The following is an 18865-nucleotide window of genomic DNA, read 5'->3' on the forward strand; positions in this document are numbered from 1 at the left end:
TTCAAGGTTCGCGCTATGCATCTCCTTGACCGTGATGGTGGTCTTCCATTTGCGTGTCTGTTCGAATCCATGTTGCAGAAACGGCTATACGCCGCCCACTGTCAAACACCAGAACCATGTCTATTTCAGTGAGCGTCTCGACGTTTCTCTTAGGTTCGCCCAAGGTGAGATATACACCGTCTGGTCTCATCAATAGCTCTGCACGACCCGGTATGGGAACCTTCCCGTAAACCGGGTCAGGCATGTCCTGCACCTTTGTCATCTCTGTCCGGCGAATGGATATCTTGCCGAAGGCATCACTCTCCACCGAAGCGAGTCTCACTGGTTCCCGTGTTCCGTTCCAAATGGTAAGAAATCCCGTCGTCTCCTGGACACCAATTGTCGGCTGGACGATCACGGCATGTTCGACAACGAGGTCATTGCTGGCATTCAACGAGATGCTGGTACCCGCAATCGACGGGACCACAAAAAAAAATAGACTTGCCGTAATCAAACAGAGTGCTGATCTCATGGGTTTCCTCATTCGAGCATGTCGGGCTTACCGATATCTTTTACCACGGATCGTTGCACATTCTTATTTCCCCTCGCAATGGTGCTTTCGCAATTCAGCCGCCAGAGGGGGTGAACTGATGGAGAAACTCTCATGATAACGCCATTGCCGAGAGCTTTTTCAATTTGCTTAAACACGAGATGACGAGACGATGAACTTACAAGGCCCGCGTTAAGGCCAGACCGGATGTGTTCGACTACATCGAGGTGCTCGACAACTCCACACGCAAGCCTGTCAGGAATGGGATGCTGTCGTCCGTCGCGTTCGAGCAGCAGCATAAAATGACGTCCAAGGGTATCTAGAACACTCGGAGCTGTTCATTCTGCGCAACCGACTTTGATTACATGTCCACGACCACCGTGCATTAAGCAGGCAGATCTATGTGAAGGGCAAATCTGATGGAGTGTGTAGCCCGTACACAGTGGGTTGGTTGTTTGTTCTGAGCAGATTGAGGGGGTGAAGTGACATGGACGGTATATCGGAGCTGATACGGGAGTACGGTCTGTGGATCTACGTCCTGCTTTTTGTATACTGCATGTTGAAAAGTGGTAGTCTGCCTTTGTTCGCGGGTTATGCGGCTCAAACACAAATTTTAGATTTGCATATTGTCTTAGTCGCGACTTTTGCCGGCGGGTACCTGGGTGACGAAGTACGGTTCTTCATTGCCAGACGATTTGGAGATGCTTGGCTAAATAGATGGCAATTTGCTCAAAGAGCGAGTGTTGTAGCAAGAGCTTTACTTGCAAAGTACGGTTGGGCCTACATCTTTCTTTACAGGTACCCCAAGGGTATGCGGACCATCGGCGCGTTGCCCGTCGGTCTCGGATCAATGTCATGGGGCAGATTTACGATTTTGAATGCAGGATCGGCCATGATTTGGACCGCCTGCTTGGTCTCGGTGGGCTTCGTTTTCGGTGCGCAGGTAGAAAAAGCCGTGGAAACAGGCTGGGGCTTTGCAAGTATTGCTTTTCTTGTCGCTTTGGTCGTCCTCACGGTTTTCGCATGGTGGCGGATGAACCAGATAGCTGTCCCAGTTCCAAAAGTTGAGGAGCAACCGACTTGACACAGTCTCGCTCGCTGCTGATCGCAGGGTCATTCTTCACGAAAACTTAATCATGGTTCATGTAGACAAATTGTATCAATGAGGCGAAAAGGGTCAGATGATACGCGTATTGACCTTCATTTCAGCATTGCTGCTGGCGCTTCCGGCGCTGGCGCATCCGTCCAGTGAGGTGGATTTGGTTTCTGTGTGCCAAAGCTTTGGTGAAGCCGTCGAATGCGATGAAATGGCCAGTGGACTTGCACTTGGTTCAGACGAAATCCCGCTGGGCGAGAAAAGCGGAAGCAAAGTTTCCGTGCACTGTCAGATGCACTTTGCAGTATTTGCTGTCTCGACTGTTTCAGCGAGTATGAACGAGGTGCAGGAGCATGATGCTAGCTTCAAAGTCTTGCTTCTCTTCAATATCGGATACGTGGTCCCGCGGCCACCAGACGCTCACGCTTGAATAGCCAAATGCGCATATTGCGCCAATCGGAAAATTCAACGACGTGAGTGTGAAACATGATTTCGAGAAGAGGACTGCTGTTTGGCCTTGGCGCTGGCCTTGCCACCTCCTGTGGGCTTCCTGCCTACGCCCATGACGAAAAGTATAAACTGGACGAGAAATTCGAGCCGCAAACCGTGCGCTTTAGCGGTTACGAGCCCGGAACTATAGTTGTCGACCCCAGCAACCATTTTCTCTATTTGCAGATGGGTGCTGGAAAGGCACGCCGCTACGGGGTCGGAGTGGGTCGCGCAGGTCTCGCATTCCGCGGACAAGCAAAGGTTGGTCGAAAGGCCAAGTGGCCGTCATGGACTCCTACGGCAAACATGATCAGGCGCAACCCGAAGAAGTACGCGCGCTTTGCCAAGGGTGTGCCCGGTGGGCCAAACAACCCGCTAGGCTCGCGAGCCCTCTACTTATATCGAGATGGGCGTGACACGCTCTACCGCATCCATGGTACTACAGAACCATCTTCAATCGGGCGTTCTGTCTCGAATGGCTGCATTCGCATGATCAACGAACATGTCGAAGATCTCTTTGAGCGGGTGCCGGTCGGCGCCCAGGTTGTGGTGCTGTAGAAGAAACGCCATTCTTCGAATCTAGATAATTGTGAGCCGCAAATCATCTCTGATTCTGCGGCTCGTTTCCCCGATGACGTTATTAAGCGAGTCAACCATGCACACATTCGTGAAAGATGAAAACACATGAACCGGCGTCAATTCATTGTTGGAGCAGCGGGCTCTTCAGTGCTGGCCTTGTCCGGATGCACAACCGCAACTCAGACCGGTCAGCTGGACGAGAAACCTTCGCCAAATCCAAAGTTGAGCAATGTACGAGCAATGTACGGGCCGATGCCCGGCGAACAGTTCCCCTTGCCTGCGATAGACATAGACAAGGTGCCATCAAAATTCTGGAGGCGGCAGGTGGATTTGACCAGCCCGTATCCGGTTGGAACGGTAATCGTCAACACAAAGACATATTTTCTTCATCTGATCCAGGAGAATGGAAAAGCCATGCGTTATGGCGTTGGCCTTGGCCGGCAGGGTTTCGAGTGGTCGGGTGAAGGCGTGATCCAATGGAAGCAGGCTTGGCCGAAATGGACTCCGCCCGAAGAAATGATCGCGCGACAACCTGAGTTGGCAAAATGGAGCGCCAGCAATGGCGGCATGCCGCCCGGGCTAAACAATCCGCTCGGCGCGCGAGCCCTCTACATCTTCCAGGACGGTGTGGACACGCTCTATCGCATCCATGGATCGCCGGAATACTGGACAATAGGTAAATCTGTGTCGAGCGGGTGTGTGCGCATGATCAATCAGGATGTTGTTGATCTCTATGGCCGGGTCACCAGCGGAGCCCGGCTGATAGTGATCTGACGCCAAAGGCAAGAAACGGAAATGATGCTGAAGATGATCGGGTCCAAGCGACAAACAAAACGAGGGTTTCGACCCAGCTTGATCGGTGTCCTTTTGGCGGGCGTGATAGCGTCTGGATGTGTGACGACGACGCTTGAGCTTGATGACCGAGGCAATATTCCTATCCCCCAAAAGACAATTGCGCAAATGCGGGAGATGGGCATGAAGCCCGCAGATCCGGTGCTGGTTCGCATCTTCAAACAGGAGAGTGAACTGGAAGTTTGGAAGCAAAACGCGACCGGCAAGTATGCGCTGATGAAGACTTATCCGATGTGCCGATGGTCGGGCGTTTTGGGCCCAAAAAAACTCGAAGGTGACCGTCAGGCACCTGAAGGTTTCTACACTGTGGGTCTAGGTGGATTGAACCCGAAGTCGCAATACTACCTTTCCTTCGATCTCGGCTATCCGAACCGGCTGGAGCGCGCAAAGGGCTATACCGGTTCGGCCCTGATGGTTCACGGAGCATGTTCTTCCTCGGGTTGTTTTGCTATTTCTGACGAGCATGTTGCGGAAGTTTACGCCCTTGTCCGGGATGCCTTGCGTGGCGGGCAACAGGCTGTTCAAGTCCAGTCGTATCCGTTTCGGATGACGCCAGAAAACCTTGCCGCGCGCCGAGAAGACCCAAATTTCGATTTCTGGATGGATCTCAAGGCCGGGTATGATCGCTTTGAAGTTTTGCGCCAGACTCCCCGATTTCAATTCTGCGAGGGACGCTACAGGTTTGGCGAACCCGTCAACGGCAATGTGCCCGCTAATCCGCTTGGACAATGTCCGGCATTTGAACCGGAGATCCAGCAAGTGGCCGAGAAGTCGGAGCGGGATATTGAGAGAATGAAAGAACTGCTCAGAGATGGCCAGAATGTCGGCCTTGCTTATTCGGATGGTGGAATGAATCCGATTTTCCGAAAAATTCTGGCCAAGAAGGGCCCGCAATATTTGTCGGAAATCACTTCATCGACTTCTGTCCCCGTTAGTCGGCCGAAAGCAGCGCTTGCCGATCCCTTCGGCGCTGGACCGAAAGCCCGCTAAAACAGGCGCGACAGAGGAACGATGATCGCCAGCATCACGGGTTGGTGAAGCAGATAGATCGGCAGGGTGTGGCGGCCCAGCCAGCCGAGCCTGGCGAAGATGGTGCTATCCGCACCCGCACTGGCCATCCTGCTCTTACTGATGTCCACGACCTTGGCGAAGCTGATGCCAAGAAGTGTAATGCCTGCCCAGGGAAACACCGGAACGAAATCATTGCTGAGAGGTGGGTTGGCTGAAAGGCCGATCCAGGCTAGCCAGCGGGGATCGAAAGCAGGCAGCGATAGGTACCAGGGAAGCGCCATTATCGCCAGGCCGGCAAACAGGCTGGCCAAAGCCGGGAGCCTGAGAAACATCACCCCGAGGAGACTTGCGACCGCGATCGAATGCAGGATTCCAAAGTAAACAAATGCGTTGGGGAATGTGAACCATGTCACAACGCTTATCGCCAAGGCCGCGACAACAATGATGGCCAACCGGCGGAAAAACGTCCGAGCTCTCAACTCTGTGCCATGCGCCAGAACCAGACTCACTCCTGTAAGGAACATGAAGCTTCCGGCCAGCAAACGCCCGAATGCGAGCCACAGCGGATGGAAAGCCACGCCCGATACAAATCCCGTGAATTCCAGATCCCAGACGAAATGGAAAAGAACCACGCCGGCAATTGCCGTCCCTCGTGCTGCGTCAACGGCTAGCAATCTGTTTTTTCTCATGCTTTTCAACCTCACCTTGTTCGCCGACCGTTAAGCGACGGATATTTCTGAACTCTCTCGCTTCCGCAGTGCATACATGCCAGCCCCAAGAACATTGTTTTCAGCGCCTTTCAGAACGGAGTGTCCAGCCGTTGTCCTGCGGCTGCCAGCGGCCACAGGACCCTCTCCCCCCAGCGCCATCGAAGCCCAGCAGGCAATAAGCCACCCATTTCAACCAGCGGTGCCGCCGCATGGATGATAAACAATCCAAACGGATTAATGATCCTTTTCGTCCTGCAAGTGACGGTGATCGGTCGCACAAAGCGAATGATCGCTCAACACCTCAATAACTCGGCAATCTGCAATCTTGCCACCTGCGCACTGCACAACCATGCGATTGAGTTCAACTTTCAGCGAGGCGAGACGTGCGAGGCGTTTCTCTATTTCCGCCAATTGAGCTTTGGCTATCGCATCGGCTGCTGCGCACGGCTGATCAGGATGGTCAGAGAGGCTGAGCAGATCGCGGATTGCGTCAAGCGTAAAACCAAGTTCACGCGCATGTCGGACGAAGGTTAGACGGTCAAGCGCCTTACGGCTGTAGAGTCTCTGGTTTCCAGCGCTACGCTCAGCCTCCGGCAACAAGCCGATTTGCTCATAATAGCGGATGGTCGGCACCTTGACCCCCGCCGCCTGCCCAAGTTTTCCAATGGTCAGCATAATTCTTCTCTTGAAGCTACAGTAGCTAGAGACATTAAAAGGGGTGGCTGACGATATCAAGCCCGAGAAACCCCTGTTGAGCGAAGGAAAAAATGTGTCGGAAACGGAAGCAAAAAAGGGAATCAGTTGCGACTGGACTGTATCTGGCATGGACTGCGGGTCTTGTGCGACGAAGGTCAAGGACGCCGTGGCAAGGCTGCCAGGAGTCACCGGCGTCGAGGTCGGCATTATGTCCGAACGCCTGCGCCTGACGCTGGACGAAGGTGAAACCGGCCGCGACAAGGTTGAAAGAACTGTTCGTGCGCTCGGTTACGGTATCGAACCGCGCGTCGCGACGGCGGTGCAGGACGAAGCTGTCGATCAGAGTGCAAGCTGTACCGGCCACTCCCAGGCCGGCGGCAAGGCAAAAGATCATTCCGGTCATGGCAGTCCCGGACACGTACATGACGATCCCGCAGATCGAGGCAAGCGGTGGTACCAGACGGCCAAGGGCAGACTGGTGATTTTTACCGCCTTGCTTCTCATGATAGCCTGGGGAGTGGAACTGATTGTGCCAGAGGTGGGAAAATGGGCCTTTGTCGCCGCGTGTCTGATCGGAGTTACCCCCATTGCCCGCCGCGCGTTTGTCGCTTTGCGCGTGGGGCAGCCTTTCACCATCGAAAGCCTCATGACGGTTGCCGCTATCGGCGCACTGTTCATCAATGCGGCGGAAGAGGCGGCACTGGTTGTTTTCCTCTTTGCAGTGGGCGAAGTCCTGGAAGGCGTGGCGGCAGGCAAGGCGCGCGACGGGATACGGGCGCTTGCCAATCTCGTCCCGAAAACGGCGCTTCTGGAAATGGACGGCGTCACACGCGAAGTGCCGGCAGCAAGTCTTGCTATAGGACAGATCGTGCTCGTCCGTCCCGGCGATCGTATTCCGGCAGACGGCGAGATCACAGAAGGCACCTCCGGGGTGGACGACAGTCCGGTAACTGGTGAAAGTGTGCCGGTGAACAAAGGTCCGGGCGATCCTGTATTTGCAGGATCGATCAATACCGAAGCCGCCCTGCGGATTACCGTAACCAAAGCCGCCGAAGACAACACCATCTCACGCATCATTCGCCTCGTGGAAGAGGCCGAGGAGGCTCGCGCGCCGACCGAGCGGTTTATCGACCGCTTCAGCCGCTGGTACATGCCTGCAATCGTCACTGTCGCGGCGCTGGTCGTGCTCGTGCCGCCACTGGCTTTTGGCCAGCCTTGGGATACCTGGGTTTACCGCGGGCTGGCGCTCTTGTTGATAGGCTGCCCCTGTGCCCTCGTGATCTCGGTTCCCGCCTCCATCGCTTCGGCACTTTCCACCGGTGCGCGGCGGGGCCTTCTCTTGAAAGGCGGCGCGGTGATTGAAGCGACTGCCAAGGTGAGCCGCGTGGCCTTCGACAAGACCGGGACGTTGACCCATGGGCGACCGGTGGTGACAGACGTCGTGACTTTGGGAAAAACAACCGAGGCCGAGCTTCTCTCTGTCGCGGCGGGCGTAGAAGGCGGCTCTAGCCATCCCTTGGCTGTCGCCATTTTGCGCAAGGCCGAGGAAGAAGGCATAGTGATCCCACCGGCACGCGATGCAAAGGCGCTGATGGGCAAGGGTGTGACCGCCACTGTGGGAGGCGCTTCCGCTTGGGTGGCTTCGCCCGGATATGCCAGGGAGAACGCCGGCATTGACGAGTCTGACCTCGCCCAGACCACAACGTTTGAGGAAGAGGGCAAGACCGCTGTGGTGGTCTTCCGCGAGAAAACCCCGCTCGGCATTATCGCTGTGCGTGACGAACCGCGCTCCGATGCGCCCGAAGCGGTTCGCCAGCTGAGAGCCATCGGTATTACACCCATCATCCTGACCGGAGACAATCCGCGTACGGCAGCGGCAATAGCGCAAAACCTGGGCATGGAATATCAGGCCGACATGATGCCCGAAGACAAGCTTAAAGCCATTCGCGACATGAGCGAACATGGCGGCGTGATGATGATCGGAGACGGCATCAATGACGCCCCAGCCCTCAAGCAGGCAAGCGTTGGCGTAGCCATGGGATCGGGGACCGATGTCGCGCTCGAAACGGCCGATGCGGCCATCCTGCGTGACCGGGTGACCGACATTCCGGCGACCATCCGGCTTACCCGTGCGGCAATGGCCAACATTCGCCAGAACGTTACCATTGCGCTCGGTCTGAAAGCGGTCTTCCTCGTGACATCCGTTTTGGGGCTGACCGGTCTCTGGATCGCGATTATGGCCGATACCGGAGCGACGGTGCTCGTCACGCTGAACGCGTTGCGGCTGCTGCGTTTCAATCCAGAGCAGGAGGCCTGATATCATGATTTCCAGCTTTGGTTGGTCCGTGCTGGTCCTTCTTTTTGGCTACCTTTCCCTTTTCTTCTGGGGCAGCGCGATCGCAGCACGGGCAGCGGGAAAGCCGGTATGGCTGTTTGGCCGTGCCAGGGGACGTGACCGATGGGCCGCAATGGGGTTCCGTGCGGCCTTTGTTCTGGCTTCTGTTGCGCCGCTACTTTGGTTGGTGATGCCTGTCTTGCGCGAGATGGATCCGTTCTGGAGCCGAGGCTCTACAGCAGCGCTTGGTCTGATCGGCGTGTTCGTAGCAGGGATCGGCGCGATGCTTGCCTTCGCGGCGCAAATGTCGATGGGGAGTTCGTGGCGCGTTGGTGTAACCGAGGGAGCGACCGGCAACCTAGTCTCGGACGGACTCTATCGGTTCAGCCGCAATCCCACCTTTGTCGGTCAATTCATGCTTCTGGCCGGTATCAGTCTAGCGGTTCCAGCAATCCCGACGATTCTTGCCCCGCTGATCTTTTTCTGGTCAGCCTCGATACAGGTTCGTTCCGAGGAGGCTATACTTAGCCAAGCGTTGGGGCGGGATTATGAGCAGTATGCCGCAACTGTGCCGCGTTGGGTTAGCATGCGTCGCGGTATAAGGCCATGAACGCTCGGTGGGTGTGGGCATTGATCGGAGCCACAACAACCGCTGATCAACTGACCAAGGCGGCGGCCTTGTCGCTGCTCTTGCAGGGTAATTCAGTGGCAGTTTTGCCCGGATTGGATCTGACGCTCGGCTTTAATGAAGGGGTGAGCTTTGGTCTGTTCTCTGACCTCATGGCTGGTAAACCGCTGGTCATGGCCGCGCTGACCGGCACCTTGACCGTGGTCCTCGCCATCATGGCATTTCGGGCGCGTCACCCGGTCGAACAGATCGGATTTTCTCTGATAGTGGGTGGCGCGCTTGGCAATGTGGTTGATCGGTTGCGACAGGGCGCAGTCACTGATTTCATAGATCTCTCTTTTCAGGGCTGGCGCTGGCCAACTTTTAACACAGCCGATATTGCGATTACGTTTGGCGCTCTGTTTATCGTGTTCGCCACATTCGCTTCACACCGATCCAAGGACACCGTCGTTGACCAATCCTGACCCTCAATCATTGTCCGGCGAGGATATGCCCTTGCTGGCGGCGTTCGTAATCGCTCTGGCCGCAACACTTGGCGCTCTCTTCATTGGGGAAGTGCTCGAACAGATGCCCTGTACTCTTTGCTGGTACCAACGCATTGCCATGTTTCCCCTGGTGCCCATCTTCGGCCTTTCGATCTGGCGTGCCGACGGCATGGCCCGACCCTACGGCCTGCCGTTGGCAGCGGCCGGCCTGATGTTGGCGGGTTGGCATTCCGGCCTTTACTCCGGCTGGATCCAAGAGGCTGTCACGCCTTGTGCAAAAACCGGGCCGTCCTGCACCGATCAGGCACAGACCATCCTTGGCCTGCCCATTCCCTATCTATCCCTGATCGCCTTTGGAGCGATCCTCAGTTGCCTTGTTCTATCGAAAGGAAGACGCGCATGAACAGACGCACTCTCTTGATCGGAGCTTCGGCTCTCGGGCTAGCCGCTTTCGGTAGCGGCGCCTTCTTCCTGACCCGGCGCCAACAATTGACCGAGGCCGAGGCAGTAACCCCGGCAGTTGATGAGGCGCAGTTGATTCGAGATTATTCGCCAAGCTTCGGCCCCGATAAGGCTCCGGTCACCCTTGTTGAATTTTTTGATCCCTCCTGCGAGGCCTGCAGGGCCTTTCATCCGGCAGTTCAGGCAATACGCGAAGAGTTCCCGGAGCAGGTGCGCGTCGTCATGCGCTACACTGTATTCCATGAAGGATCGGACGAGGCGGTGCGTATCCTGGAGACCGCACGAATGCAGGACAAGTTTGAACCTGTGCTCAATGCCATCCTGAAGCAGCAACCAGCATGGGCTGTGCACGGCGCACCGCGTATGGACTTGGCCTGGCAGATCGCGGCGGCTGCCGGGCTTGATCTGGAACGGGCCAAGAGCGACAGGTTGTTTCCCGGAATTACAGCAATTCTGAACCAGGATAAGGCAGATGTCGAAGCGGTGGGTATCCGTCAGACTCCCACCTTTTTTCTAAACGGGCGCGAACTATCGGAACCCAGTTTGGACGGCCTCATCGCTGAAGTCCGCAGCGCGGTCGAGAGTACGTGAGGTTCCGCTAGGGCCGATTGGCATAGGATTCGAACAGGGCGAGTGTCTGCTCGCTGACATGATGTTCAATCCCCTCGGCATCACGCTCCGCCGTTTCGGGGTCAAGTCCGAGACGGATCAGGAACCGCAGTACGATTTCGTGGCGACGGCGGCATTCCTGTGCCAGCGTCCGACCTGCTTCCGTCAGGAACACTGAACGGTACTTCTCGCGGGTGATCAGTCCTTCGCGCGCCAAGCGGTTCAGCGTTTTGGTCACGGTCGGCGCGCGAACGCCAAACCGCTCGGCGATATCGACCGGACGTGCCTCGCCATACTGGTGGATCAGGTCGGCGATCAGTTCGACATAATCTTCGGCCAACTCGTTACGCCGCGCCTCGCGTACGGTCGCGAACCCGTTGGCTTGTGCTTCGGGGGCGCGGCTGTCCGGCGCGAGATCGTCGCTAGACTGTGAAGTTTGGTCAATCATCAGAGGACAATGCCGGATCGCTGCCCGATTGACAATATGTTGGTCAAGGATGTATAAGTTAGCCTTAGCTAAGAATTGGGATGGAGGCGCGTGTGCGTATCAAATTACTAGCTCTCGTCTTCGGCTTTGGGCTGGGGATCGGTCTGCTCGCCGGGCCGGCCATGGCGACCCCGGCCAGAGATACCCCTTGGCTACCCGAGGCTGCCGCCTACCGGCTGACCCTGTTTCTGGGCAATCTTACTCCCGTGCCTTGGGATGAATTAGGGCGCGCCTGGGAGGAGCCCTATCGCGGATCGGAATACACGCAAGGTGCGCTCGATTGGCTCGCAGGCCAAAGCTCCCTACCGACCGAGCCGCTGACAGCTGCCATCGCGCGCGAAGATCGGGCAGCGGTTTTCGAGGCCGCGACGCGTATTATCTCCGCCCGCATCGACGAAGAGCTTGACGCGGCGTTGGCGGCCGAGAGCCCCGCTGCAGCCCAGCAGGCGGTACGCACGGCCCGAGAGCTTTATCGCGCAATCGAGGATCATCTCGCCGCCGCCGACCCTGAAGCGGCCCGCGCGCTCGGACGGGCCTGGCTGGAGCTGTCCAGTGCCACCGGCTCCACCGGGGTGCTGGGTGCTGGAGCGACCGAACCCGATCTCAACGCAATGGCGACAGCGCGGGTGGTTGTTTCCGACTATCTCGCCGCGAACTACCGCGTCGCCGATTTTGCACCGCGCACAACCCTCACCGCCGTGCCGGAAACCATCGCCCTCAGCGGCCGTGCGGTAACGCTTCCCGCGACGCTGCCTCCGGGCTCTGACATCTTCGATCAGGATCCGTTGCCCCTGCTTGTACTGGGTTTCGAGGAGCAAGGCATAGATGAGACCGACCTGCCGCTCATCGCCTATGGCGACATGCTGTTCGACAGCCCCGAAATATTCAGCGGCCCGGCGCGTGAAATTGGCATCGCCTGCTCGACCTGCCACAACCGTTCGGATATCAACCAGCGTTTCTTCATTCCCGGCGCCAGCCATCAACCCGGAGCAGTGGATGTGGACGGTGCCTTCTTCAATCCGATGTTCAACGACCGCCGCGCCGACCCGATCGACATTCCCAGCCTGCGCGGCCTGCGGTTTACGGGTCCTTATGGCCGTGACGGCCGGTTTGCCAGCATTCGCGATTTCACCCGCAACGTGATCGTCAACGAATTCGCTGGGGCCGAGCCGACGCCCTTCATGCTGGACGCCCTCGTCGCGTACATGACCGAGTTCGACTTTCTGCCGAACGCGATGCTAACCGGCGACGGCCGCCTGACCGAGGCCGCGCCTGAGGCGGCACAGCGCGGCGCGGCGATCTTCAACCAGCCTTTTGACGGGCTGAACGGCAAATCATGCGCCAGTTGTCATGTGCCAGATGGCAATTTCCTGGACCGGCAGGCACATGACATAGGATCGGTCATCCCGGCCTATGAAGGGTCGCGCGGCGGGGCGCTGGACACGCCGACCCTGCTCGGGACCGTCTATACCGCGCCCTATTTCCACGACGGCTCGATGCCGACGCTGGCCGCCGTTGTCAACTGGTTCGACACGACCAAGAGCCTTGGCCTCAGCGAGTCCGAGCGCGCCGATCTCACCGCTTACCTTGAGACCGTTGGCGCGGCGGATGAACCTTATGAGGACTTCGACACCGAGAATACGCCATTCCGGTTGGCTTTTGCGGAGCTGACAACCTTTGCCTCCACCCTCGATACCCTTCTGCCGCGCCGGGACACTCAGCACATCCTGCTCCTGACTGATACCGTCGCCGCCGATCTTGCAGCGGATGCTGGCACCATGGCGAACCTTGTCGCACGCCCGGAGATCTACTCCCTCGCAGAACACCTGGCTGCAGTTGGCGCAGAAGTCCGCGCCGACAATTGGGCCGCCGCAGAGGCAAGCTGGGCCGCATTTCAGTCCGAGGCGCAAGCCATCGAAGAAAGGGCGTTCTGATGAACTCCATGCTCTCCCGCCGTCATATGCTGGCGCTGTGCTGTGCAAGTCTCGCGGCCCTCGCGGCACCGGTTCGCGCGCAGTCTGCCCCGTTGCGGTTGGCCTTTATTCCGCAGGAGAACCCTGAAAAGCTACTGGGCGACATCAAGGCCATCACCGGTTGGCTGTCACGGGAGATCGGCGTGCCGGTCGAAGGTTTCGTGACCATCGATCACGCCGCCGCCGTCGAGGCGCTGCGCAACGGCGATGCGGACATCTCCTTCATGGGAGCGCTGCCCTTTGTTCTGGCCGAGGCGGAAATCGGTGCGGTGCCGCTCTTATCCGAGATCTATCGCGACGCCCCCACCTACACCGGACGGGTCTTCGTGCGACGCGACAGCGGCATCACCACGCTGGCCGATTTGCGCGGACGCGATATCGCCTTTGCCGATCCAATTTCGGAGTCAGGCTATCTCTACCCGCTGGTTGAATTCGAGCGCGCGGGACTGATCGCGGGACCCGCAGAGTCGGAAGCGTTCTTCGGCAGAGTGTTCTTCGCGGGCGGATATCAGCAGGCGATGCAGGCAATGGCAGAGGGACTGGTCGATGCCGCGGGCGCCAGCCAGTATGCCGATCTCCTGCTCGCGCCAAGCCAACAGTCCCAAGTCACTTGGATCGCCGAGAGCGAGCCGATCCCTAGCCACTTGGTGATTGCCCGCCCGGGACTGGACGCCGAGGTGCAGGAAAATTTCGTGAACGCTATGCTGCGGCTGAACGAGCTCGAACATCGCGCCATGTTGCGGCATCTCTACGGCCCGGACGGCTATGTCCCGGCCGATGCGGCCGCTTTCGACGGTGTTCGGGCACTCGCCCGCCGCTACGGGCTTCTGCAATGACCGAGGCCCTCCGCATCGAGGAGCTATGTTTCTCCCATGTCACCTCGGGCCTGCCGACGCTGGATCAGGTGACGCTGTCTATCCCGCCGGGTGAAGCGCTCGCGCTGATCGGGCCTTCGGGGGCGGGCAAGACGACGCTCCTGACGCTGCTCGATGGTCGCCTGAGGGCTTGGCGCGGCCGCGTCTCGGTGCTGGGCGACGCGCTCGATCCGGACCGTGCGCCGCCGCGCGCGTGCCGGGCCGATACGGGGTTCATCTTTCAGGACTTCGCTCTTGTCGAACGCGCCAGCGTGCTGCGCAACGTGCTGAACGGCAGGCTGGGCCGCATGAGGCCGCTGCGTGCCCTGCTCGGGCGGCCGTCGAAAGACGATCTTGCGGTTGCGCGCGCGGCGCTGGCCGATTGCGGCATTGTCGACCTGTCTGAGCGACGGGTGGACAGTCTGAGCGGCGGACAACGGCAGCGAGTCGCAATCGCACGCTGCCTCTCGCAGGAGCCGCGCCTGATCCTTGCCGACGAACCGGTGAGCAACCTCGACCCCGCACGCGCAGCCGAGATCCTTTCGCTTCTAACCGAAGCCGCGCGTCGACGAGGCGCGACCACAGTCTTCTCCTCTCACCAGCCCGACCTTGCGCGGCGCTTCGCGCGGAGAATCGTGGGCATGCGCAACGGTCGGATCGTTTTCGACACTCCGACGGCAGAGCTCACCGAGGGCGCGACAGCCCGGCTCTATGATGATGCGAATGCTGCCGTACAGCCCCGCCTGAAGGCGGTGCCGTGATGGAAAGCCGGGGTTGGGGCGGCTTCGCGACGGGCGGGCTCGTCGCCGGGGCCGTGCTCTGGTCGCTCGCGACGACCGACGTCGAACTTTCCCGCCTCTTCTCCGCCGGGCCGCGCATCGGTGATTTCCTTGCGCGGATGTTTCCACCGGATCCGTCAGTGATGACCGAGATCATCAACGGCAGCGCCGAGACGCTGCGCATCGCCATCCTTGGAACACTCGGTGCTGTGCTCCTGTCGGGGCCGCTCGGCGTCTTTGCATCGGAAACCATGGCCCCGCCCGTCGTTCACCGTCCGGTGCGGACAGCTCTCGCGCTGATTCGCGCCATTCCGCTGATTCTCGTCGCCATGTTGATGGTTGGCGCAGTGGGCCTCGGCCCGCTTCCGGGCATCATCGCGATTGCCATCCATGCAACGGGCATGCTGGCGAAGTTCTATGCTGAAGCAATTGATGGGGTTGCCCGCGGACCGATCGCCGCACTGGAAAGTGCGGGCGCCGGGCCGCTTGCACGCCTACGCTATGCAATCTGGCCGCAAATGGCTCCGGTGATCGCCCGTGATACAATCTTTCGTTTCGAGCTGAACCTACGAGAATCGCTTATCCTCGGCATCGTCGGAGCCGGTGGCATCGGCTTCTACATTCAGACCTATGTTCGCTCATTTCAATACGAAAAGGCTGCCAGTGTCACGCTGGCGGTCATCGCCATGGTTCTTGCTATCGAGGCGTTCAATGTTGCATTGCGTCGCCGCTTTTCATGATTATTTGCGTCCCGCCCGCTGCGACCCTCCCAGAAGTGATTAACCAGCGGAGCGCCTCCCGACCGAGCATGTTCAGATATTCCGCTTGAAGCTCATGTCACTAGAGGCTTTATACGACTAGCCGGAACGCGAGGAACGGCAAGGATGCGATTGAAGGTTCTGCAGAAGATGCTCTGGGCGGCGGTGGCCCTTGCTATTCCGGCTTACGGCGCGTTGCATCTTCTTGATGAGCGCGCGGAAACACCGGTGGCCGAAGTGTCTTTCCGGCCGACCTTTTCCCTGCTTGATGCTGAGGGAAGAGTGCGCATGCCCTCGGACTTTGCGGGGAAGCATCTTCTGGTCTTTTTCGGCTTCACCAATTGCCCGGACGTCTGCCCGACGACGCTTGCCGAAGTGGCGCAAGTGATGGAGGGTCTGGGAGATGACGCAGGAAAGGTACAACCCCTCTTCATCTCTATCGACCCGACACGAGACCGCAGCCTGGAACTCGCTGAATATACTGCGGCCTTTCACCCTTCAATCCTCGGTCTGGCTGGCGACGAGGCGCAGACCCGCGCCGCAGCCCGCAGTTTCCGGATTTTCTATGAGCGCGAGGACAGTTCCGGCGCGCCGGATGGTTACACAATGGCACACAGCGCAGCACTATACCTGATCGGACCTGACGGAAACTGGCTGCGCCAATTCAGCTATGGCACGCCAGCAAGTGAAATCCTTAACGACCTCAGGCAAAGATTGTGAATACGATGAAATATCTTCTGACCGCTCTCCTTCTCAGCCTATCCGCCACCCCGGTACTGGCGTGTGAAACTGTTCAACTTAGCTCACTCGAAATCTCGGAAGCCTGGTCGCGGGCTTCGATCGGAATGGCCCGGCCCAGCGCCTTCTATGTCACCATCCGCAACACTGGCGTGAAAGACGATGCGCTTGCCGGCATCGCGACGCCGGTGTCCGGAAAGCCCATGCTGCACGAAACAATGGTGAAGGATGGCGTGGCTTCGATGCCGCACGCTACGGCGATTCCCGTGCCAGCAGATTCCACCGTGCAATTGGAGCCAGGCGGCTATCACGGCATGCTGATGGGTCTTACACAGGTGCTGAAGGAAGGCGAGACGTTCCCGCTTACACTGACGTTCCGCGAGGCAGGCGACGTGACCGTTCCCGTGGCGATCCGGGGAATGGGTGCGAAAGATGCAGGCTGCGTGGACAAAAAAGATTGAGACGCCGTACGCTGCTCGTTGCCGGGGCGTCGGGCGTCGGCGCGCTGGCCTTTACGCTCGGTCTGGGGTGGTGGCAGAGCCGGGACAGCCTGCAAACGGGCTCCGCGCTGATACCATTGCGTATCGGCAAGATGTCCTTCACCCTGACGAACCATCATGGCGTGACGGTGAGTCCATCAGAGTGGATTGGCCGCCCGACAATAGTCTTTTTCGGCTTTACCTGGTGCCCCGATGTTTGCCCGACAACGCTGAGCGATATTTCGCTCTGGCTGCAAGATCTCGGCCCTGACGCCGACCGGATGAATATCTTTCTGGTCAGTGTCGACCCGGAGCGCGACACTCCACAGGTTCTTGCCGACTACCTGTCGAACTTCGATCCAAGAATCACCGGTCTGACGGGGTCACCTGCCGAGATCAAGCGCGCCGCGGACGAATTCCGCGCAACATTCGAGAAGGTGCCGAGGGAGGATGACTATACCATGGACCACACCGCCGGCGTGTTCCTGTTTCGGGCCGACGGGCGATTTGGCGGGATCATCGATTATCACGAGGATCGGCATGTGGCTCTGCTGAAGATCCAGAGGTTGTTGAAAGCGGCTAGCTGACCGGCTCTGTTGGCTTGGTGTTGTGGTCGCAAAACAAGCCGCCTTCACGACGAACTTCATGCGGTGCTCTTGAAGAGTTCCGACGTTGACCCGGCTTGCGGCGACAGGTTGCCTTTCGATCCTGTTGGACCCCACAAGCTCTGATGTTCAGCCTGCCGTTGGGAAATCGGATACTTCCTCACTCGTCGCTAAACTGTTGTGGGTGGAAGCACTTTCGCGACATCTGCAACCAATCAATGCGGCTGCGTTGCATGCCCCACCCCTGAGGAGACCTAAGCCCCCAATCACCTGTACGCTGGATGCGCTGACTTCAAGGCGCGCATGGCATAGATTGCGTCACTCACATCCCGTTCTTGGGTCTGACAAAAAGATGGCGCCACCGGGATAGCCATTCCCGTAATTCCATATAGACCTTCCCCGAAGCCAAAATGACAAACGAAAGAGTTCGATTGACCCTCCTGCGTGAAACCCTCGAAAACCGTCAGGTCCCCATCTATTTTGGCGCTGTCGTCCTCGGCATGATTGCAGCGGTCACTCTCAACGGAATGACGGCGCTGGAAATCGGCATCAACCCCGCGCTGGCATTCATGTTATTCGTGACGTTCCTCCAGGTCCCCCTAGCCGAGTTGCGAGTGGCCTTCTCGCGCTTTCGCTTTCTTGGCGTCCTGCTGCTGACCAATTTCGTTGTGGTTCCTGTTCTGGTGGGAGCCCTTGTTCAGTTTCTGCCGCCCGATCCGATGATAAGGCTAGGCGTGCTGTTGGTGCTTCTCGCGCCATGCATCGACTATGTCGTAACCTTCTCGCATCTCGGTCGTGCCGATGCCCGTCTCCTGCTAGCTGCGACGCCCGCGCTTCTGGTCATCCAGATGATGATGCTTCCCGTCTACCTGGGTTTTTTCCTTGGCCCTGAGGCTGGGTCTCTTGTGACAGCGGGGCCATTTGTTCACGCATTCGCCTGGTTGATTGCGGTCCCGCTTATCTTCGCCGCTCTCGTCCAGTTTTGGGCCACCAGAAGTGCCGCAGGGGCACGTGCAACCTCGGTTCTTGGGCTGCTCCCAGTTCCCGCGACAGCGTTTGTATTATTCGTTGTCGTGGCCGCTGTGGTGCCGCAACTCGGCCCCGCACTTGATGACACGTTACGGGTCGTCCCGATTTACGTGGCATATGCGGTTATTGCACCCTTGGCGGGATGGGGCATGAGCAGGCTGTTTTGCCTTGATGCGCCAGCCGGGCGGGCCCTCGCGTTCAGTGCCGCAACGCGTAATTCTCTCGTCGTCCTTCCGCTGGCATTCGCTGTTCCCGGCGCTGCCCCACTCCTGCCGGCGATCATTGTCACGCAGACTTTGATCGAACTTGTAAGCGAGCTGGCATATGTCCGTCTGGCGCCAAAGCTCGGTTCCAAAATGGCTGCATGACGGATCCAGCGGCGGAGACCGCGATACGAAACAACGGCAACAATTCCGGCATGGCGCTGATGCAGCTGACTTGAGACGGAAGGGAGCATTTTGATCTCTGCGCATGTTACTCTACCCGAGGACTGCGCGTTTACCGCTCAGCCGTGCCTTCATGAACCTATCTCCGACGAGATTGAGGAAATATCTTCGGGACAAAGCATGCGAACGCAGGATGCGATACCTGCAAGCTGATCCTGACGACATGACAGCATGAAAAGTCGCAGATTGAGAGATTAAAATCAGCCGCAACCGCGCGGCGATCCAGCGATCAATCA

22 protein-coding genes and 1 pseudogene are annotated in these 18865 nt (G+C 58.4%); 19 read left to right on the forward strand and 4 right to left on the reverse strand.

From position 1 onward, the window contains the following. Window positions 1-13 precede the first annotated feature (13 nt). A complete protein-coding gene (locus SPHINGO391_RS00565; RefSeq protein ID WP_193217138.1) occupies window positions 14-511 on the reverse strand; it encodes a copper chaperone PCu(A)C in 498 nt (165 codons plus the stop codon). A 125-nt stretch (window positions 512-636) separates the two neighbouring features. Here SPHINGO391_RS00565 and SPHINGO391_RS25150 point away from each other — a divergent pair. The 6 genes and pseudogenes from SPHINGO391_RS25150 to SPHINGO391_RS00595 all read left to right on the forward strand — a co-directional run. Next, window positions 637-852: pseudogene (locus SPHINGO391_RS25150) on the forward strand (IS3 family transposase); the annotation flags it as partial. A gap of 164 nt (window positions 853-1016) precedes the next feature. Continuing rightward, window positions 1017-1613 (forward strand): DedA family protein, encoded by a 597-nt coding sequence (locus SPHINGO391_RS00575; RefSeq protein WP_152007124.1) that lies wholly within the window; start codon window positions 1017-1019, stop codon window positions 1611-1613. A 97-nt stretch (window positions 1614-1710) separates the two neighbouring features. Then, window positions 1711-2055: a hypothetical protein gene (locus SPHINGO391_RS00580; protein ID WP_152007125.1), complete on the forward strand. Its 345-nt coding sequence runs from the start codon at window positions 1711-1713 to the stop codon at window positions 2053-2055. Between the two features lie 56 nt (window positions 2056-2111). Further along, a complete protein-coding gene (locus SPHINGO391_RS00585) occupies window positions 2112-2672 on the forward strand; it encodes a L,D-transpeptidase (RefSeq protein ID WP_152007126.1) in 561 nt (186 codons plus the stop codon). 126 nt (window positions 2673-2798) lie between these two features. Next, window positions 2799-3467, forward strand: coding sequence for a L,D-transpeptidase (locus SPHINGO391_RS00590; RefSeq protein WP_244615060.1), 669 nt, complete (start codon window positions 2799-2801; stop codon window positions 3465-3467). 21 nt (window positions 3468-3488) lie between these two features. After that, a complete protein-coding gene (locus SPHINGO391_RS00595; protein ID WP_343200281.1) occupies window positions 3489-4535 on the forward strand; it encodes a murein L,D-transpeptidase family protein in 1047 nt (348 codons plus the stop codon). Here the strand turns inward: SPHINGO391_RS00595 and SPHINGO391_RS00600 are convergent. Beyond that, window positions 4532-5245, reverse strand: coding sequence for a heparan-alpha-glucosaminide N-acetyltransferase (locus tag SPHINGO391_RS00600; protein ID WP_152007127.1), 714 nt, complete (start codon window positions 5243-5245; stop codon window positions 4532-4534). The genes SPHINGO391_RS00595 and SPHINGO391_RS00600 overlap by 4 nt on opposite strands. Before the next feature lie 255 nt (window positions 5246-5500). After that, the gene (locus SPHINGO391_RS00605) at window positions 5501-5941 is read right to left on the reverse strand and encodes a helix-turn-helix domain-containing protein (protein ID WP_152007128.1); all 441 of its coding nucleotides are present in this window, start codon (window positions 5939-5941) and stop codon (window positions 5501-5503) included. Between the two features lie 148 nt (window positions 5942-6089). Here SPHINGO391_RS00605 and SPHINGO391_RS00610 point away from each other — a divergent pair, with 148 nt between their 5' ends. The 5 genes from SPHINGO391_RS00610 to SPHINGO391_RS00630 are packed head-to-tail and all read left to right on the forward strand — an operon-like array spanning window position 6090 to window position 10463. Then, window positions 6090-8279 (forward strand): heavy metal translocating P-type ATPase, encoded by a 2190-nt coding sequence (locus SPHINGO391_RS00610; RefSeq protein ID WP_152007158.1) that lies wholly within the window; start codon window positions 6090-6092, stop codon window positions 8277-8279. Between the two features lie 4 nt (window positions 8280-8283). After that, window positions 8284-8907, forward strand: a complete 624-nt coding sequence (locus SPHINGO391_RS00615; protein WP_035521235.1) for a methyltransferase — start codon at window positions 8284-8286, stop codon at window positions 8905-8907. Continuing rightward, a complete protein-coding gene (gene lspA / locus SPHINGO391_RS00620) occupies window positions 8904-9389 on the forward strand; it encodes a signal peptidase II (protein ID WP_152007129.1) in 486 nt (161 codons plus the stop codon). Before SPHINGO391_RS00615 ends, lspA begins: the two co-directional genes overlap by 4 nt. After that, window positions 9376-9813: a disulfide bond formation protein B gene (locus SPHINGO391_RS00625; RefSeq protein ID WP_244615061.1), complete on the forward strand. Its 438-nt coding sequence runs from the start codon at window positions 9376-9378 to the stop codon at window positions 9811-9813. Before lspA ends, SPHINGO391_RS00625 begins: the two co-directional genes overlap by 14 nt. Further along, on the forward strand, window positions 9810-10463 hold the full coding sequence (locus SPHINGO391_RS00630; RefSeq protein ID WP_152007130.1) for a thioredoxin domain-containing protein: 654 nt from the start codon (window positions 9810-9812) through the stop codon (window positions 10461-10463). The genes SPHINGO391_RS00625 and SPHINGO391_RS00630 overlap by 4 nt, the downstream gene beginning before the upstream one ends. 7 nt (window positions 10464-10470) lie before the next feature. Here the strand turns inward: SPHINGO391_RS00630 and mntR are convergent, their stop codons facing one another. Further along, complete coding sequence (mntR, locus tag SPHINGO391_RS00635; RefSeq protein WP_024706458.1) at window positions 10471-10929, reverse strand: manganese-binding transcriptional regulator MntR; 459 nt, start codon at window positions 10927-10929, stop codon at window positions 10471-10473. 80 nt (window positions 10930-11009) lie between these two features. On the opposite strand from mntR, the gene SPHINGO391_RS00640 reads away from it, so the two are divergent. The 8 genes from SPHINGO391_RS00640 to SPHINGO391_RS00675 all read left to right on the forward strand — a co-directional run bounded on the left by SPHINGO391_RS00640 (window position 11010) and on the right by SPHINGO391_RS00675 (window position 18551). Continuing rightward, a complete protein-coding gene (locus SPHINGO391_RS00640; protein ID WP_051423966.1) occupies window positions 11010-12902 on the forward strand; it encodes a cytochrome c peroxidase in 1893 nt (630 codons plus the stop codon). Continuing rightward, window positions 12902-13777 carry a phosphate/phosphite/phosphonate ABC transporter substrate-binding protein gene (locus SPHINGO391_RS00645; RefSeq protein WP_152007131.1) on the forward strand — a complete coding sequence of 292 codons (876 nt, stop codon included), beginning with the start codon at window positions 12902-12904 and terminating at the stop codon, window positions 13775-13777. Before SPHINGO391_RS00640 ends, SPHINGO391_RS00645 begins: the two co-directional genes overlap by 1 nt. Next, complete coding sequence (locus tag SPHINGO391_RS00650; RefSeq protein WP_152007132.1) at window positions 13774-14556, forward strand: ATP-binding cassette domain-containing protein; 783 nt, start codon at window positions 13774-13776, stop codon at window positions 14554-14556. Before SPHINGO391_RS00645 ends, SPHINGO391_RS00650 begins: the two co-directional genes overlap by 4 nt. After that, window positions 14556-15314, forward strand: a complete 759-nt coding sequence (gene phnE / locus SPHINGO391_RS00655; RefSeq protein WP_152007133.1) for a phosphonate ABC transporter, permease protein PhnE — start codon at window positions 14556-14558, stop codon at window positions 15312-15314. Before SPHINGO391_RS00650 ends, phnE begins: the two co-directional genes overlap by 1 nt. A gap of 150 nt (window positions 15315-15464) precedes the next feature. Continuing rightward, window positions 15465-16052: an SCO family protein gene (locus SPHINGO391_RS00660; protein ID WP_200866634.1), complete on the forward strand. Its 588-nt coding sequence runs from the start codon at window positions 15465-15467 to the stop codon at window positions 16050-16052. 5 nt (window positions 16053-16057) lie between these two features. Next, window positions 16058-16531 carry a copper chaperone PCu(A)C gene (locus SPHINGO391_RS00665; protein WP_152007134.1) on the forward strand — a complete coding sequence of 158 codons (474 nt, stop codon included), beginning with the start codon at window positions 16058-16060 and terminating at the stop codon, window positions 16529-16531. After that, window positions 16528-17136 (forward strand): SCO family protein, encoded by a 609-nt coding sequence (locus tag SPHINGO391_RS00670; protein ID WP_024706451.1) that lies wholly within the window; start codon window positions 16528-16530, stop codon window positions 17134-17136. Before SPHINGO391_RS00665 ends, SPHINGO391_RS00670 begins: the two co-directional genes overlap by 4 nt. A gap of 428 nt (window positions 17137-17564) precedes the next feature. Then, window positions 17565-18551 (forward strand): arsenic resistance protein, encoded by a 987-nt coding sequence (locus tag SPHINGO391_RS00675; RefSeq protein ID WP_210385727.1) that lies wholly within the window; start codon window positions 17565-17567, stop codon window positions 18549-18551. Window positions 18552-18865 lie beyond the last annotated feature (314 nt).

The organism is Hoeflea sp. EC-HK425 (assembly GCF_902498795.1).
GTDB classification, from domain to species: domain Bacteria; phylum Pseudomonadota; class Alphaproteobacteria; order Rhizobiales; family Rhizobiaceae; genus Hoeflea; species Hoeflea alexandrii.